Here is a 16,207-nt window from a genome sequence, read left to right as displayed (position 1 = left end):
GCATGCGGGAGCGGGTGTGAGCCAAACCCTGCGTTGGGCGCGTCGGGCTTTCCACTCAGAAATGCTTCCGCAAGGATACCTCTCCGGGATTCTCGACCCAAGCTACACAGGTCGCGAGGCTCCAGTTATAGGATAGAGAGGAGGAACCCCTACCACTCAATGCGACCATCTTCACGCAATTTAATCCTGTTTTGCGCGTTGAGCTACCTCTTCGTCGCAGCGATTCTCTTCGTTACGATTCGCAAACACAACGACGGACACTTCATCTATGCGCTCGATGATCCCTACATTCACCTTGCACTGGCCGAGAATCTTGCCCATGGTCATTACGGAATCAATCCGACCGAGTTTTCCTCCCCCTCCTCGAGCGTGCTGTGGCCTTTTTTGCTGATTCCTCTAGCGGGAACAGCGATGCATTCTTATGTGCCTCTGTTTTGGAATCTCCTGTTCGGACTTTTATCGGCATGCCTGATTGGGTGGGCGGTGGCCAGGTGGCCTCCTCAACGCGATGAGCAGGGACGGATGCCCTTCTGGCAGCAGATGATCACGGCCCTGCTGCTGATGCTGTCCGCAAATATCGCCAGCTTGACCTTCGTGGGCATGGAACACGTCTTGCAGATCCTGCTCTCGATCTGCTGCGCCATCGGCATCATGGAAGCATTGTCAGACAGAGAGATCCCAACATGGTGTCTGGCAGCGACCATCATTGCTCCGATGGTGCGGTATGAGAATCTTGCGATCACCGTCGCGATCTGCTTTGCCCTGGCGGGAACGAGACAATGGAAGAAGGCGTGGACGGTACTGGGACTGGCTGTCGCTCCATTGATCGCCTTCTCCGGATACCTTGTCTCGCGAGGTCTCCCTGTTCTGCCTATGTCGGTTTTGGTGAAGGGCAATGTGTATATCAGCGGAGGACCGCTCTACAAGGTCTTCAAACAAGTCCGTTCGGATATCTTCCAGTGCCTGGTCGATCCAGAACGCTTCACAATTTCGATTCTGTTTCTGATCTTCGTCGGGTTGACGTGGACTGCGACAACGAGAGCACGCCGTTTTACCTACGCGGGCGTCGCCGTGTTAGGCGCACTGCAACTAGCGATCGGCCGTTTCCAGTGGTTCTTTCGCTATGAGGTGTATGCGCTGATCTTTTTACTGCTGATCTGTGTCCGCGTTCTTTCGGATCGACCGAAGTTCATGTTTGGCTACTTCGCGCTTGGGCTGGTATTTTGCGCTTCGCCATTCATCCGAGCGACGGAGTTGACCGTATCCGCTTCGGAAGAGATCTACCGGCAGCAATTCCAAATGCATCGCTTCGTCACCGAGTTCTACCATGGTGATTATGCGGTGAATGATCTCGGGCTGGTGAGCTATCAACGCACGCCGGGAACATATGTGCTGGATGTCTTCGGGCTCGCGTCGGTTGAAGCCTCTCGTCAAAACCCAAAGACGCAAGAGTGGCTCAGCGGCATTACGAAACGCCATGCGATCAGCCTCGCGATGCTCTATCCGGAGTGGTTTCAAATACCTGAATCCTGGACTCCCGTCGCAAAGATGTGTGTACCGAGTACTCCGATCAACATCAATGAACCGTGCATGGTCTTCTACAGCACCGATCCTGCAGCAACGGCAAGGATCCGTGCGGATCTTGCGCGTTTCGAACCAACATTGCCGGATGATGTCACGTTCTATTTCGACCCGGAACGCCGCGAGGGCGGCTATGCCATGCCGAGATCACAGCCGAACTGAGTCGATCGTCTACATTGCCACCAAAACGAGAAGGCCCGGGAATGGTACCCGGGCCTTCTCGTATAAGTTTGCAAAAATGTTTACGCTGATGCTTCTTCCGTGGGGGCCTTGGTGGTCGCGACCGTCCAATCGGAGGCTCCTACCTTGAAGCGGGCGAAGCGGCGGACAGAGATGTTCTCACCAAGCTTTGCTACCTTAGCAGCAATCAACTGCGAGATCGTCTGAGTCTGCTCCTTGATGAAGGGCTGATCGAGCAGGCAGAACTCCTCGTAGAACTTCGCGAGCTTGCCCTCGAGGATCTTCTCGATGACCGCAGGCGGCTTACCGGTTGCTGCAGCCTGTGAGCGATAGACATCCTTCTCACGCTCGAGGTCGGCTTCCGTGACCTCGTCGCGACCGACGAAGCGAGGATCAGTCGCAGCGATATGCATGGCGATGTCGCGGAGCAGCTCCTGGAAGTCTTCCGTGCGAGCAACAAAGTCCGACTCGCAGTTGAGCTCGACGAGGACGCCGATCTTGCCACCAGCATGAATGTAGGTGCCGACTGCTCCCTCGTTCGTTGTGCGCGATGCCTTCTTAGCGGCCGAAGCCATGCCGCGCTTGCGGAGGACAACAAAAGCGTCTTCCATGTTGCCCTTTGCCTCCTGCAGAGCCTTGAGACAGTCGCCCATGGGGGCGCCGGACTTTTCGCGGAGTTCCTTGACGAGCTTGGCGTCGATCTTCGTTGTTTCAGTAGCGGTAGTCATAATTCATCCTTGTAGGTGCGGTTGATGCGGCTTACGCAGAAAGAGCGTGGTGCCATTTCGCTTTCGCGGGCAGCCACGCTCCTTATGGAGAGTACTCGTGAACTGTTACGCGACGGTCTCAGCGTGAACGGCTTCGGGCTCAGCTTCGGGCTCGGTCGCTGCTGCTGGTGCCTTCTTGATACCGCCGCCAAGAACGGCGTCGAGATCGACATTCTCGTCATCTTCAACGGATGCCTCGGCGATGCCGGCTGACTCATGAACTTCCGCAGTGGCAGCGTCAAGGTTGAGATCACCCTCTTCGCCGACGTGCTCCGGGGAGACTTCGAGCTGCTGAACGTCGGCAGCTTCTGTCGCAAAGGCACGCTCCGAGACCATCTGAACGCCTTCCGCAGCCGAATCAGCGATCTTCGTGGTGAAGAGGCGGATGGCGCGAAGAGCATCGTCGTTGCCGGGGATGACGTAGTCAACGACAGTCGGATCGCAATTGGTATCGACGACGGCGACAACCGGGATGCCAAGCTTGCGGGCTTCGGCGACGGCAATCGCTTCATTGTTGGAGTCAACGATGAAGAGAGCATCGGGAAGACGCTTCATGGTCTTGATACCGGCAAGGTTCGTCGTCAGGTGCTTACGCTCGCGCTCAAGCTTGATGACTTCCTTCTTGGTGAGAAGCTCGTAGCGGCCATCGGTCGACATATCGTCGAGCTCGGTGAGGCGCTTGACCGACTTCTGCACGGTAACCCAGTTGGTGAGAAGACCACCGAGCCAGCGGCTGTTAATGTAGGGCATGCCGGCGCGTGTTGCCTCTTCGGCGATGGCATCCTGTGCCTGGCGCTTGGTGCCGACGAACAGGATGAGCTTGCCCGTGGAGGTCAGATCAGTAACGAACTTCGAAGCCTCTTTGAACATCTTGAGGGTCTTCTGGAGATCGATGATGTAAATGCCGTTGCGCTCGCCAAAGATATATTCCTTCATCTTGGGGTTCCAGCGCTTGGTCTGGTGCCCGAAGTGAACGCCTGCTTCGAGCAGTTCTTTCATGGTGATATTTGCCAAAGTGAGCTCCTTGGTGAAGGCGGCCGGGTGTTAGCACCGGTGCCTGGATTGATCCCGCGTACGGGAGATTTGACCCCTGACCTTATGCGCACGTGCAGCATAAGGGTGATGCGAACGGAGGAGGCTCGGCGAGAGCCCCAGACCTCCTCCGGATAATGCATATAGCAAGAACAAGCAAAGACAACTGACTTCGCTGAAAGGCTGTTTCTATCGCTTCGAGAACTGGAAGCGTGCGCGAGCGCCCTTCTGTCCGTACTTTTTGCGCTCTTTACCACGCGAGTCGCGGGTAACGAGGCCTTCAGCCTTGAGCGCCTTGCGAAGCTCGGGATTGAAGATCATCAGTGCACGGGCGATACCGAGCTTCACAGCATCGGCCTGGCCCATCACGCCGCCACCCTTTACGGTGGTGAAGACGTCGAAGGTTTCGCCAATGTCAGCGATACCAAGCGAACGCTTTGCAGCGGCGCGCTGCTGAGCGGTGACGAAGTACACATCAACATCCTTCTTGTTGACGACAAAGTTGCCGCTGCCTGGACGCAGGAAAACACGTGCGATCGAGGACTTGCGACGGCCGGTTCCGTAGAATTGGATCAAATCTGCCATGGTGCTCCTTAGAACATCGGGCTAAAGCCCACTGCTTGAGTCGAGAAGCTGAACGCTTACGCCTTGGGAGCGTTGGACGCGTGGAATTCGAACGGTTCAGGCTGCTGCGCCTGATGAGGATGCTGTCCGCCCTTGTACACCTTGAGCTTGGTAGCCATCTGGCGACCCATCTTGGACTTGGGCAACATGCCCTTGACGGCCTGCTCGACGATCGCCTCGGGGCGACGGGCAAGCAGCTTGATGAAGGACTCTTCACGCAGACCACCGGGGAAACCCGTGTAGCGGCGATAGAGCTTTTGGCTGGACTTGAGGCCCGTGAGGACAATCTTCTCGGCGTTGATGATGATGACGTGATCGCCCATATCAATGTATGGGGTGTAAAGCACGTTATCTTTACCGGCTAGAATGCTGGCGGAACGCGTGGCGAGACGGCCGAGAGTCTTACCGGCTGCGTCAATTACGTACCACTTGCGCTTAATGTCTTTTCCGCTCGGAATGGTTGTCGACATCTTGAGATACTCCCTGATTCTGCCGTCTTCAGTATTCGGCGTGGTGCATGAAGAAAGTCGTACGAATGTGTACTACATGCTGGTAAGTGCAACACTTTGCTGCTGTAGAAACTTGATTGCCAAACCGGCATAACGAAGCCGGGCTGCCGGAATTACGCACAAAGCCTATGAGATGGGTGCTTCAGGGGCGACTGTGGTGCAAGTCACTCCCAGTGGATCCACCACGGTTGTCCCGCTCATCGCACTTTCTGTGACATGGAGCAACACAGACGTGCAGACGTGGGACTGCGCGAGCCTTAACAGTAGACGATGACCTATCGAGAGTCAACCAAGAAGTAGCACAGATCAATGCTCAAGCTGTATCACACTGGGCTGCTGGCCCATCTTCGTTCGCAGCAGACGCGGGACCGGCTTCCGCTTACGTTGAGGCTCCGGGGTAGGAACGGGCGGATCGAGGCGATAGACGATCAGCAAATTGCGCTCCGGATCATCCATTGCTGGGAAAGCAGCAACCCGCTGGAGATGGAAAAGGGGCGTCAGGGCATCCATCTTGTCGTCATCTACCTGATTCCAAGCAACATACCATCCTGGCCGGTAGGTAGCGACGCGTTGCGCGAGTTCCATGGTGCCAAAATCGTCGCAGATTGAGGGGAGCCCAGTCATCAATGACAGATCTGAGCCGCTGATAGAGAGCATCAGAGGACTTTGGGACGGTGTCGACGCTATCACCTGGCGGACTTTTTCAGCGGCCTGCCTGAAGGTGTACTCCGGTTTGCGAACGTATTGAAGCGTCTGGAGTGCATCCGGGAGGGCGATGGCGATGAGCGCTACAACAGCCGCAGTTCTAACGATCGTTCTCAGAGAGACCGAGCTGTGACGGAAACTATGTACGACATCGTTCAAGAGAATCGTCACTAATAACGTCAACGGGATCGCAAGAACGAGGTAGTACCGAGGCTGCAGGTTATTGTGATACGCCAGAAAACTCGTGTAGCCAGCGGCCCAGAGCAGCAGCGAAACCGCTAATGGAGAGATTCGTCGCCGTAGCCGGACTATCCCGATAAGTATTATCGCGAGCCCGGCGGGATAGAGGACATTGCCCATCCAGCGACCGTCTCTGATCGTGTCGCTGAGTACGCTCCAGAAGGTGGCGACCGTGATGCCCGTGTACGCATTGGCGCTGAACAGGTAACGATAGTCCTCAAGGAAATGAGGGCGAACGAACAAAGCAAAATAGCTGAGCCAGAGGCCACCTGCAATGGCCAAAGCAGGTATCGCAAACCGAAGAAAACGGTGCCATTGACAGTCCAACGATACCCATAGGAGCCACGCAATGGCTGGAAAGAGGAAGACTGCGGTCGTCTTGGTGAGAATCATCAGCGGCAGGAGAATGCCTATAGCAACAACGAGCAGATAGCGCCTTAAGCCGATTCGCGGTTGCGCCAAACCTGATATTGCCAGAAGCGTGAGCAACATGAAAAGGATCAGCAACGGCTCAAGGATCGCCATGCGCGTAAAGACATAGCAGAAAGGACTGACGGCGAGAAGAAGCACCGCAATCGCTGGCGCATACGACCCGGACACTCCTTGCCAGCGCCGGACCAGAAAATAGGATGTCAACAGGATTAGACCAAAGATACCAACCGTCAGCCCCCGGGCAGCAGAGAGGCTGACCCCGGTGAAGCGGAAGACAAGAAGTTCGAGTACCGGCCATACGGGCAGCGCTGCTGCTGGATTGAAGTCACCCGCGACGTACCAGGAGCCGCGCTGGTAGTGGCGAATGGCAGCATCTCCGTACCAGCCCTCATCGGTGTACTTCGCCCAATCCATCCAAGGCGAGTGATTGGGGAAATCAGCGGTGAGATGTACAGCATGGAGAGCGAAGAAGATCCCCGCACACAGCAGGAGGAGCGCATTGATGGCTTTGGAGATCGTGCGAGGACTCGACGGTATGGGGATGGACTCTGTCAACGGAAGAAAGCAATGCCTCGATAATGAATCCAGCTTATTACAGGTACTTTCATCGAGACATCCCGCCATTTGTGGCGTCCGCCTACCAAGGGCGGTAAAGCGGTTCGTCTATAGTAAGAAGATCAACGGGAATCCAATGTCTTCACCAACCCTGCCGCGTTCCACAGTGCTCTCCCGTATTCCAAGCCTCGACGGCTTGCGAGCGCTCTCGATTTTCCTGGTCGTTGCGCTCCATACCTTGCAGCGCTACAACATCGACCATCATGTCTGGCTCGGCTGGTATGCGGTGTTCAACGGTGCGAGTGGCGTCTTCATCTTCTTTGAGATCAGCGGATTTCTCATCACGAGTCTGCTTTTACAGGAGCATGAGAAACGCGGCACGGTCAGCCTGCGCGGATTCTATTTACGACGAGTCTTCCGAATCCTGCCGCCGCTGTACTTCTATATGGGCGTTGTGATCCTTCTCGGCATCTTTGGCCGCCTCACTCTTAACCGGGCTGACATCATCAGCGGGATATTTTTCTTTCACAATTTTGCATCGCATCTGTCGATGTGGTCCATGGAGCACCTCTGGTCGATCAGCGTGGAAGAACAGTTCTATCTCTGGTGGCCGTTGCTGTTGATCTTCTGCCTGCGTCGTCCGGGTCTTGCGGGAAGATTTGCCGCCGCGCGAGTACCGATCGTAATTCTTATCATCTCTCCAGTTGCGCGAGTCCTGCTTGGGGCCACTCACGCTCATCCGGTTTTACATGCGATTAGTACAAAGTACCTGAATTTCGACTTCCTGATGTTCGGCTGCCTGACTGCGTTGCTCCAGCACACACCACGATTCGAGACAATCTATCGCTTCGCAACTCGTATCTGGTGGCTGCCACCCACGGTGATGGTTATCTGCAGCATTCTCGCAGCACGGTATGAAAACTACTTCAACCTTCCGATTGGATACACCGTCAATGGCGCGGCCATCGCCATGTTTCTTCTATGGTGTACACGTAATCCGGAATCGTCGGTGGGCCGCATTCTGAATTGGAAGCCAATTGTGCGGATAGGAGTGCTTTCATACAGCGTCTACATCTGGCAGACGATCTTTCTTCACCACAAGAACGCAACAGTTTTCGGTCGTTTTACCTGGTTCGAGGTCTTCCCTGTAAGTTGGCTCGGTTTCTTCCTTATGGCGAACTTCTCCTACAGTGTGATCGAGCAGCCATCACTCAAACTCCGCAGCAAAGTGATCCGCTCGTTTCACCTCTACACCCAGCGCCGCAGCCTTGCCAGGTCGAAGCAGGTGCCTAGTACGTAACACTTCGTTGCTGTGACAGCTCTACTCGTAAGAGAGAGCGTCTATAGGATCTTTGCGGGCTGCCTTGAGTGCTGGATAAAACGCCCCCAGCAGAGCTCCAAAGAACGCAATCAGTGATCCGGAGGCCACCCAACCTGGCGTAATAGTGAACGCCTGCGTGGGAAACTTGGCGTGCAGGGCAGCACGAAGGGCAAAGGTAGCGATGATGCCAATTGCGATGCCAACAAGCGTTAAAAGGCCCGTCTCGCTTAGTACAATCCCCACGATATAGAGACGCGAAGCCCCCATAGATTTCAGGATGCCAATCTCGCGGGTGCGCTCGATCACCGCCGTATACATGGACTGGAAGATGACTAGAAAGCCAATAATGACCGCAATCCCGATGACGGTGCGAAGACCGATATTGAAGCCTGGCATCTTTTCCGGAGTAAGCAGGCTTAGCAGTTCTTCCATCGTCTGAACATCGTATTGCTGCATTCCGGGGGTAGCGTGAATTTCATCACGAACCACTTTCTGGAATTGAGGGGAGTTGTCGGTAAGCAGATAAAATGCGCTTGCCTTACCTTCGTTTCCATCAATGATTCCCATCGTGGTGATGGGAATGAACTTGCGTCCCCCTTTACCGTGTTCGACAACGCCACAGATTCGGAAGGGCTGACCAAGTACCTGAATGGTGTCACCCACCTTGAGGCCCTTCGCGGCCTGAATATCATCAATGATGATGTCGTTCGAGCCGGTGAACGGTCCGCCTGCCACGAAGACGAATGGCTTTAGAGCGTCAAATGTTGGAAAATCTATGCCATAGATGTTTTCGACCGAACTGCTGGCGGTGAGCTTGATGTACACGGGAGCAGCTACAGTCACATGCGGGAGCGCGGCCAGGATGCCAGCGACCTTGATGGATGCCGATGCACCGGACATGCCGATGAGGTTGGAAGCAGCGCCGGGATGCGTGATCATGTCCGCGCCAATACCTGATTGATTTTTTGCGGTGCCATTCAGCATGCCGAGCATAATGGCAGCGATTGACAGGATCATGACGACTTCGATAGCGACTGCAAAGGCGCTGATAACTGAGCGCAACGGACGATGGACCAGGTTTCCAACAACAAGTTTATTCATCTCAATCTAAGTGTATGGCAGACCGCGGTACCAGCTTTTGAGAAGGTGTCGGTTCGTCACTCCTCGTGGCGGGAAAGGCACACAAGCTGCGGGAGCCTTTGACTCTAAGGACAAGCCCGGCTATCTTTCTGTAAAAGATGGTCTAAATGGTCTTCAGCTTGACGAAAGCGTTGTGGCGAGGGAGCCGCGAACGCAGATGGCGAGGGAATGATCCAATTCGGGCAGGAATTGCGACACGAACGCGAAAGACGCGGAGTTTCTGTCGACACGGTCTGTGCGGTCACAAAGGTCTCCCTGCGCCATGTTGAGGCTCTGGAAGATGGGAGATTCAGCGATCTCCCCGGGGGTGTCTTCCGCAAGGGCATTGTTCGCAGTTATATAGCTGCCGTGGGTTTGGAGGAAGCGATCTGGGTTGACCGGTTTGAAGCAAGCCTCCGAGAGCAGGGCGAGGGTCCCAGAGAGCAGGATTGGGTCGAATTCGCCGAAAACGTAAAGAAAAACCGTGGAGGTGGTGGATCTGCCACCGGAATGCGTTGGTTCGGAGTAGCTCTGATGCTGCTGGCATTGGTTATCTGCGTCTTCCTGACATGGAAGCTGGTGCTTCATAGCAAATTGCCACTTTAGGCTCTAGTGGCAGACGCCTGGCGTTGTGAGTAAACCACTTAATGCTCAATAGAGCCGTTTGACCCTCAATTGGCGCGACTCGCTATGATCTTTGCCGGGGGTGAGAACGGCAGGTAAAATAGACAGATTGATTTCTGTCCGGGGCTAAGTGTCCCGCGCAGGTACTTCTAAGGAGTAGTTTTGGCGAAGCGCGATAAATTTCTGTTCACGAGTGAGTCTGTAACCGAAGGGCATCCCGACAAGATTGCCGACCAGATCTCCGATGCAATTCTGGACGCCTGCCTGGCGCAGGATCCTTACAGCCGGGTAGCGTGCGAGACGCTCACCTGCACGGGCCTCGTCGTCATTGCCGGTGAGATCACCACGAAGGCATATGTGGACTTCCAGAGCCTCGTCCGTGGAACAGTTGCCGCAATCGGATACGACAATGCGCTATACGGCTTTGACTCGAATACCTGCGCTGTCATTTCGACGATCAACAAGCAGTCCGGCGATATCGCAATGGGCGTAGATACTGGCGGCGCCGGCGATCAGGGCATGATGTTCGGTTATGCCACGAACGAGACCCCAGAGTTGATGCCTACGCCGATCTCGCTGGCGCACAAGCTGGCCGAGCGCCTCAGCGAAGTCCGCAAATCCGGCTTGATGGCGTATTTGCGGCCGGATGGCAAGAGCCAGGTGACGGTGGAATACGACTCCAACAACCAGCCGGTTCGCGTGGATGCTGTCGTTATTTCGACGCAGCACGCTGAGAACGTTGGCAATGACGAGCTACGTGCGGACATCCTCAAGAACGTCATCCAGGCCGTTATTCCGGCGAAGCTGCTCGACGCAGATACGAAATACCACATCAATCCGACTGGCCGCTTCGTCGTTGGCGGCCCGATGGGGGACACCGGCTTGACCGGGCGCAAGATCATTGTCGACACCTACGGCGGCATGGGGCGGCATGGCGGCGGAGCCTTCAGCGGCAAGGACGCGACCAAGGTCGATCGTTCTGCGGCTTATATGGCGCGCTACGTTGCAAAGAACATCGTCGCCGCGGAGCTCGCGGATCGATGCGAAGTCCAGCTTGCCTATGCAATCGGCGTTGCAGAGCCGGTAAGCGTCCTGGTTGAGACCTTTGGTACCGGCAAGGTAGACGAGGCCAAGCTCGAGGAGCTAGTACGGAAGAACTTCTCCCTGACTCCGAAAGGCATTATCGAGAGTCTCGATCTGCGTAAGCCGATCTTCAAGGCGACCGCCGCATACGGCCACTTTGGTCGTAAAGGTGAGGGTTTCACGTGGGAGAACACGGATAAGGCCGCACTCCTCAAGGAGCAGGCTGGCGTCAAGGAACTTGCAGCCAAATAGCTGCGTTGCGTAAGAAAGGGGAGACCAATCGGTCTCCCCTTTTTATGCTCGTTGCGCCTAAAGCCGTGATGTGTAGCGTCCGCTCTCTGCGACAGAGGCAGCACGTCTGCTACTTGGTGGCGGCTTTAGAGCTGTAGAACGTATAAGTTGCAGAGTAAGGAACCCTGACAAGATCCCCTTTGTGGGTGGCGTCGCAACCAGTAGTTGGTGCGATACCGCCCTTGGTGTCCGACCTGCGGATCATTTCTACGCTGGTCAGGAGTCCTGCCCGCTGCGGTTTCGTTGCTTTTAGAAGCAGCCATGGAATGTTTGCGGCATCAGGCGAAGGCTGCTTGGTCACGAGAATGCCCTGCACGGAACTGCCATCCTGAAGGGTCCACGTCGGGCCATCTGCATGGGTGCCAACCTCAACGTTTTTATCATCGAACAGGCGAGCCACAGGAGCCTGAAAGACCCACTGGAAGGTGGCTCCGATCGGTTGGCAGCCGTAGATCTGTGCGCCTCTTCCCTGCACCGTCAACACGGCTTGCTGGTTTGCCTGGGGCAGCGTGGCGTCGGATGCCTGGGCGCTGGCAGCAATCGGTAGCGCCCAAATGGCCGCAAGGAGAAGAAGAAAACTTCGCATGTTTCGAGTTTAGCCTGAGCTGCCGGTCTAGCGCGTCACAGCCTCAGCAGTTGTAAAGGTCGTCCACGGACCCGCCTTCATGTCATTCAGGATCGGCTTCTCCCACTGGAACTCAGGATGCGCGGCGAGGAAGGGTGCAACGAGGAAGTCATCGCCGCAGGGGTGACCGGCGCGAGCGATGAAACTCATCTTCCCTGCCAGGTCCGAGTCCATGACCTTACCGGTTACAGCGCCCATCGGCTCATACGGCTTTTCGCCCCAGACTGGCTCGCCTTCTTTCGCCTTGTCAACGTGACCGCAAAGGCTACGCTGGTCCGCCTTTTCACCGCCTACGAAGGTGTCGATGTGATCCGATAGGAATGCCTCGGCAAGTTCTGTATCCATCTGCCCTTTGTGCTGCTGCATAAAAGCGTCCGCCCGAAGATGACGAGCATTCATGCTGCTGGACTTGTTTGTCGTATCGAAGCCCGGTGTGTCGTCGCGGATGAGATCAGGATTGGCGGCAAAGTTTGAGCTGACGAAATAGCCGTCCTTCTTTCGCGTCAGTGGCGTGTGCTTGAGTCCTAACTCCAGGTAGGCGATCTCGCCAGTCTTCCGGTCGCCGACGAGCCAGGAGTTCGCGTAGCCACCATTATTGCGGTCGCGCATAATGGCTGCATATTCGTCGATGGAGTGTGCATACTGCATCGCCTTGCGAGAGCGGACGAACTCGGGAGCACCCTTGAGGTCCCACCCGGCTGCCATTGGCAGCGTCGTCTCGGTGATCATCAAACCTGCGGCGTTGACGCCGAAATCGTCCTGGCTGGTGATGATTCCGGGAGCACCGTCCATGAGGAAGCGAAGGCCTTTGGCTGGCGCGATATCAAAGACGATAGTCCAGCGCTCCCCCTCGGCGTAGGGTGACCAGTTGCTATGAGCTACGACGATTTTGCCGTCCCTGGTAGCCGATCCCGCGGCGATGAAGGCGCTGCACTTACCTGGAGCCACGTCTTTCGGCGGATTTGGCTTGCCTTCTTTTTTGTTGAGCCAAGGCAGATAGTAATCGCCAAGCTCGAGGTTGCCGTTGATTGCGACAACATCCCAAAGATCGAGCGACGAGCCTTTAGCCTTCAGACCAGCCGCGATACCCTCGAGTTCGGCGCGATACTCAGGCTCGATGTTCGGCCAGAGTACAGTCTTGGATGCAGCGCGAAAGAACGACCAATCGCGCCCGGAATTATGCTCTTGCTCCAGCCGGTAGACGTGATAATTGTCCTCAATTTCGGCGGAAAGCAGATATCCATGCTGAAAACCGATGTCGCTTGGCGAACCTTGCAGATGAACGTAGGTCCAGCCGTTCTTCTTAAAGCTGTACGCTCCGTCGAGAGCTTTGGGCGCGGCTGCGGAGAGTACAGGAACAGCGAGGAACGTTGCAAGAACGGCAAGAGAAGGGAGACGGAGGCGCATCGTAGTTCTCCTGGCTGGACTGGATCGATGAAGTGAAGAATACAGGACGACTTCTCCGTCACAAAGCGGAGTGTGGCGATGACGGGGTTCGGTGAACGATACTGGTATGACGACGATGACGATAATGAACCGCCCACCAACGAACCCGAGGCCCACCGCAGCCGTGCCGAGTCTCTTCCCAGGCAAGCAGTGGCAGCAGGTGCTTGAACGCGACACCGCAGCCGACGGCCAGTTCTTTTATGCCGTCAAGTCGACGAAGGTCTATTGCAAGCCAAGCTGTCCGAGCCGCCGGCCCACGCGCAAGAACGTCACGTTCTTCCCAACCACAGCCGCCGCACAAGAGGCCGGGTATCGTGCCTGCTTGCGGTGTGATCCCGATGCGACGACCGCCAAGCCCGATCCGCAGGCCGGCGCGATCGCTGCCGTGACGGAATATCTGAAGGTCCATGCGACGGAGCGGACAAAGCTGGCTGAGGTTGCGAAAGCCACAGGAGTCGGACGATTGACGATCCTGCGCGGATTCAAACGTGTCCTTGGCGTGAGTCCGGGTCAGTACGCCAAGGCGCAACGGATCGACAGTTTCAAACGAGGCCTTGGCGAGAAGAGGGCGCCGGGCGAACCGAAAAAACGGGTTACAGATGCCATCTACGAAGCAGGCTATGGCTCATCAAGCAGGCTCTACGAGAAGAGCAACGCTGCACTCGGTATGAAGCCCCGCGTCATGCGTGAGGGTGGGGCCGGACTGGTGATTCGGTACACGACCGCCGCCAGTCCGCTAGGCAGAATGCTCGTGGCCACAACCGACGTCGGCATCTGCAGCATTGCGTTCGGCAGAGACGACGCTGCCCTGGTCCAGGATCTTCGAGAGAACTTCAATAAGGCTCAATTGGTTGCCGCCCGCGGAAATACCGGCTGGCTGGCGGATGGCGTTGGCTTTGTGTTGAGCCAGATGACTGAACATCCGGCGGCAGCCACCTTCCCCATGGATGTACGAGCGACAGCCTTCCAGCAACGCGTCTGGCGAGCATTACAGGAGATTCCGAGAGGTGAAACCCGAAGCTACTCCGATCTCGCAGCGGCCCTCGGGAAACCCTCGGCCGTACGCGCTGTAGCCGGGGCATGCGGAGCAAACCCTATCGCTGTGGCTGTACCCTGCCACCGCGTTGTCGGCAAAGATGGTGCACTCACGGGATATCGCTGGGGCATGGAGCGAAAGAAGAAGCTGCTCGCAGCAGAGGGCTTCAGCGCCTGAGCACATCCGAATATCCACTCCGCTATGATTGAAAATCAAGGGCCAAGGGATACTTCGCCTGTAAGGTGGGCAATGCGGAAGGTCACCAGCGGCTTCGAAAACATCTTCTTTCTCGGCCTTTCGCTCGTCTTGGTCACCGCAGCAGCCGCTACCTTCCTTCTTCGGTCGCGCCTTCATCTTCACACGGATCGCGTTCAGTACGCGACCCAGCATCTTCCCTTCGCCCTCCTTGCCGCATGTCTTTTCACTCTGCTTGTTGGCGGTCTGCGGGCCTTCCTTCTTAGAAGATCCAACACTGGAGACCTGCCGACCTCTTACTTTTTAGGTGCTCTTACTGTTACCTTCTGCCTCTTCTGGTTGCCCGTTCTGCTGGCCGGAGGCTTCGTCCAGGATGACTGGTTGCTGCTCGCCGCCGCGTCAATCCGGAAGATCATCTACCTCCATCCCGCTTATAGCTGGTATGCGCTGGACTCGGTAGACGGCAACTTCCGGCCGCTGGGGACTGTGCTGTACTTCGGCTACATGCTGAAGTTCTTCGGCCTGTCGGCCCGCGCTTTTCTTGTGGGAAACTTCATTGCTTCATTTCTAGGCAGCATCGTTGCGTTCTTTATCGTTCGGACGATGGGTTACTCCAAGTTTGCTGCGGCAGCCAGCAGCGCTCTGTATATGTCACGTGGCGTACTTTATACGATTGTTTCCTGGGCCTCGGCCCTCAGCGACGACATCGCCATCCTGTTTTGCGGACTTATGGCGCTCGCAATCCTGAAGGCAAACCGGCGTCGAGGTCTTCCGGCCGTCGCTTACCACCTGCTTGCCTGGATCTGCTTCTGCGTTGCAACGCTCGGCAAGCAGAGTTCCTTCGCGGCTCCGCTCATCGTGGCTCTACTGCTCTTCTTTAGACCTGGCGAAGGTCGCGTTCCCCCGATGGCCCGAAGGATTTTGGCGGCCGTCGCAGGGCTCGGCATCTACGCGGGCACAGCAGCGGTGCCCTTCTTTCATGCAAAAACACTAATGCAGGCGACTCCCTACCCCATCGCCTTTTCGATGGAGGCAGCACTCCGCCCATTCTCCTACGCGCTTTGGTACTTCACCTTCTTTGACCTCCCAGGCAACTCGCCGGCTGTGTTGACGGTTCCCGAGTATCTGGGCATGATTGTCGTCTTGATCTTAGTGGTGGTGATCTGGAGGGTCCCGAAGCTGCGTGGAGATCGACCGAAAGACGTTCTCTTCGCGGTGCTTGCATCCATAGCCTCAATTTCGCTTTTCGTTGTACTCGGCACGCGGATTGCGCCGTACTACAGCACCATGGCTGCCTTTTGGATGAGCATAGCGCTCGGTATCGCCCTGGCCCGCTTCGGAGCGCCTGTTCCGAGTGATCGGCGGGCCAGAATCGCCTGCTTCGCCTTTTGCGTACTGGTCGTCAGCGGATTCCTGGATGTCCGACTTCGTCAGACAGCACTGATTCCCGCAGGTGGTTACACCTGGGGAACGTATGGAATGGACCGCGAACGAATGCAGTATGCCGAACTGCAAAGACTGCTCCTCGCATCGCCCCAGAAAAGCGTCGTGGTGCTTCAGGATTTCCCTGGCTATCCAAGCTACTACACCTCCATGAGCCTGATCTCAGCCCCGCAGATCCAACGAATTCTTGTATATGACAGTGATAAGAAAGCTTTCTTTGCTAACGATCGTGAAGGTCGAAGACCAGTAAATGAACTGTCAGCTCTCGGCGATCCCCTCGCCTACAACTGGACGAACCCGCTGAGCACGCAAGAAGCGACAAAGATAGCCAAGCCTGCTGACACTATCTGGCTTCAGTTTCGTGACGGCAACATCAAGGCTCTGGATTCTGTTCCGTAA

14 protein-coding genes are annotated in these 16,207 nt (G+C 56.2%); 6 read left to right on the top strand and 8 right to left on the bottom strand.

Annotated features, from left to right (window positions below; translation table 11 throughout):
• The first annotated feature begins 159 nt into the window (after positions 1 to 159).
• The gene (locus OHL20_RS10810; protein WP_263383199.1) at positions 160 to 1,743 is read left to right on the top strand and encodes a hypothetical protein; all 1,584 of its coding nucleotides are present in this window, start codon (positions 160 to 162) and stop codon (positions 1,741 to 1,743) included.
• Positions 1,744 to 1,823: 80 nt separating this feature from the next.
• On the opposite strand, the gene OHL20_RS10805 is transcribed toward OHL20_RS10810, so the two are convergent.
• The 5 genes from OHL20_RS10805 to OHL20_RS10785 all read right to left on the bottom strand — a co-directional run bounded on the left by OHL20_RS10805 (position 1,824) and on the right by OHL20_RS10785 (position 6,625).
• Complete coding sequence (locus tag OHL20_RS10805) at positions 1,824 to 2,489, bottom strand: translation elongation factor Ts (RefSeq protein WP_263383198.1); 666 nt, start codon at positions 2,487 to 2,489, stop codon at positions 1,824 to 1,826.
• Between the two features lie 105 nt (positions 2,490 to 2,594).
• Positions 2,595 to 3,542, bottom strand: coding sequence for a 30S ribosomal protein S2 (gene rpsB, locus OHL20_RS10800; RefSeq protein ID WP_263383197.1), 948 nt, complete (start codon positions 3,540 to 3,542; stop codon positions 2,595 to 2,597).
• A gap of 207 nt (positions 3,543 to 3,749) precedes the next feature.
• Entirely contained in the window at positions 3,750 to 4,145 is a 396-nt protein-coding gene (gene rpsI / locus OHL20_RS10795) for a 30S ribosomal protein S9 (RefSeq protein WP_263383196.1), read from the bottom strand.
• A 56-nt stretch (positions 4,146 to 4,201) separates the two neighbouring features.
• A complete protein-coding gene (gene rplM / locus OHL20_RS10790; RefSeq protein WP_263383195.1) occupies positions 4,202 to 4,654 on the bottom strand; it encodes a 50S ribosomal protein L13 in 453 nt (150 codons plus the stop codon).
• Between the two features lie 345 nt (positions 4,655 to 4,999).
• On the bottom strand, positions 5,000 to 6,625 hold the full coding sequence (locus OHL20_RS10785) for an ArnT family glycosyltransferase (RefSeq protein WP_263383194.1): 1,626 nt from the start codon (positions 6,623 to 6,625) through the stop codon (positions 5,000 to 5,002).
• 136 nt (positions 6,626 to 6,761) lie between these two features.
• Between OHL20_RS10785 and OHL20_RS10780 the strand changes: the two genes are divergently transcribed.
• Positions 6,762 to 7,925, top strand: coding sequence for an acyltransferase family protein (locus OHL20_RS10780; RefSeq protein ID WP_263383193.1), 1,164 nt, complete (start codon positions 6,762 to 6,764; stop codon positions 7,923 to 7,925).
• Between the two features lie 21 nt (positions 7,926 to 7,946).
• Here OHL20_RS10780 and OHL20_RS10775 read toward each other — a convergent pair whose 3' ends face one another.
• Entirely contained in the window at positions 7,947 to 9,047 is a 1,101-nt protein-coding gene (locus tag OHL20_RS10775; protein ID WP_263383192.1) for an ABC transporter permease, read from the bottom strand.
• A gap of 207 nt (positions 9,048 to 9,254) precedes the next feature.
• On the opposite strand from OHL20_RS10775, the gene OHL20_RS25205 reads away from it, so the two are divergent.
• Both OHL20_RS25205 and metK read left to right on the top strand, forming a co-directional pair.
• A complete protein-coding gene (locus OHL20_RS25205; RefSeq protein WP_396271943.1) occupies positions 9,255 to 9,671 on the top strand; it encodes a helix-turn-helix domain-containing protein in 417 nt (138 codons plus the stop codon).
• 180 nt (positions 9,672 to 9,851) lie between these two features.
• Positions 9,852 to 11,024 carry a methionine adenosyltransferase gene (gene metK / locus OHL20_RS10765; RefSeq protein WP_263383190.1) on the top strand — a complete coding sequence of 391 codons (1,173 nt, stop codon included), beginning with the start codon at positions 9,852 to 9,854 and terminating at the stop codon, positions 11,022 to 11,024.
• Between the two features lie 109 nt (positions 11,025 to 11,133).
• Here metK and OHL20_RS10760 read toward each other — a convergent pair whose 3' ends face one another.
• Positions 11,134 to 11,649, bottom strand: a complete 516-nt coding sequence (locus tag OHL20_RS10760; protein WP_263383189.1) for a DUF3455 domain-containing protein — start codon at positions 11,647 to 11,649, stop codon at positions 11,134 to 11,136.
• A gap of 27 nt (positions 11,650 to 11,676) precedes the next feature.
• Entirely contained in the window at positions 11,677 to 13,095 is a 1,419-nt protein-coding gene (locus OHL20_RS10755; RefSeq protein WP_263383188.1) for a C45 family autoproteolytic acyltransferase/hydolase, read from the bottom strand.
• Between the two features lie 106 nt (positions 13,096 to 13,201).
• Between OHL20_RS10755 and OHL20_RS10750 the strand changes: the two genes are divergently transcribed.
• Positions 13,202 to 14,347, top strand: coding sequence for a bifunctional transcriptional activator/DNA repair enzyme AdaA (locus OHL20_RS10750; protein WP_263383187.1), 1,146 nt, complete (start codon positions 13,202 to 13,204; stop codon positions 14,345 to 14,347).
• Positions 14,348 to 14,419: 72 nt separating this feature from the next.
• On the top strand, positions 14,420 to 16,207 hold the full coding sequence (locus OHL20_RS10745) for a hypothetical protein (RefSeq protein WP_263383186.1): 1,788 nt from the start codon (positions 14,420 to 14,422) through the stop codon (positions 16,205 to 16,207).

It is taken from the genome of Granulicella arctica (assembly GCF_025685605.1).
GTDB lineage: Bacteria > Acidobacteriota > Terriglobia > Terriglobales > Acidobacteriaceae > Edaphobacter > Edaphobacter arcticus.
This window is presented reverse-complemented; position numbering and strand designations above follow the sequence as displayed.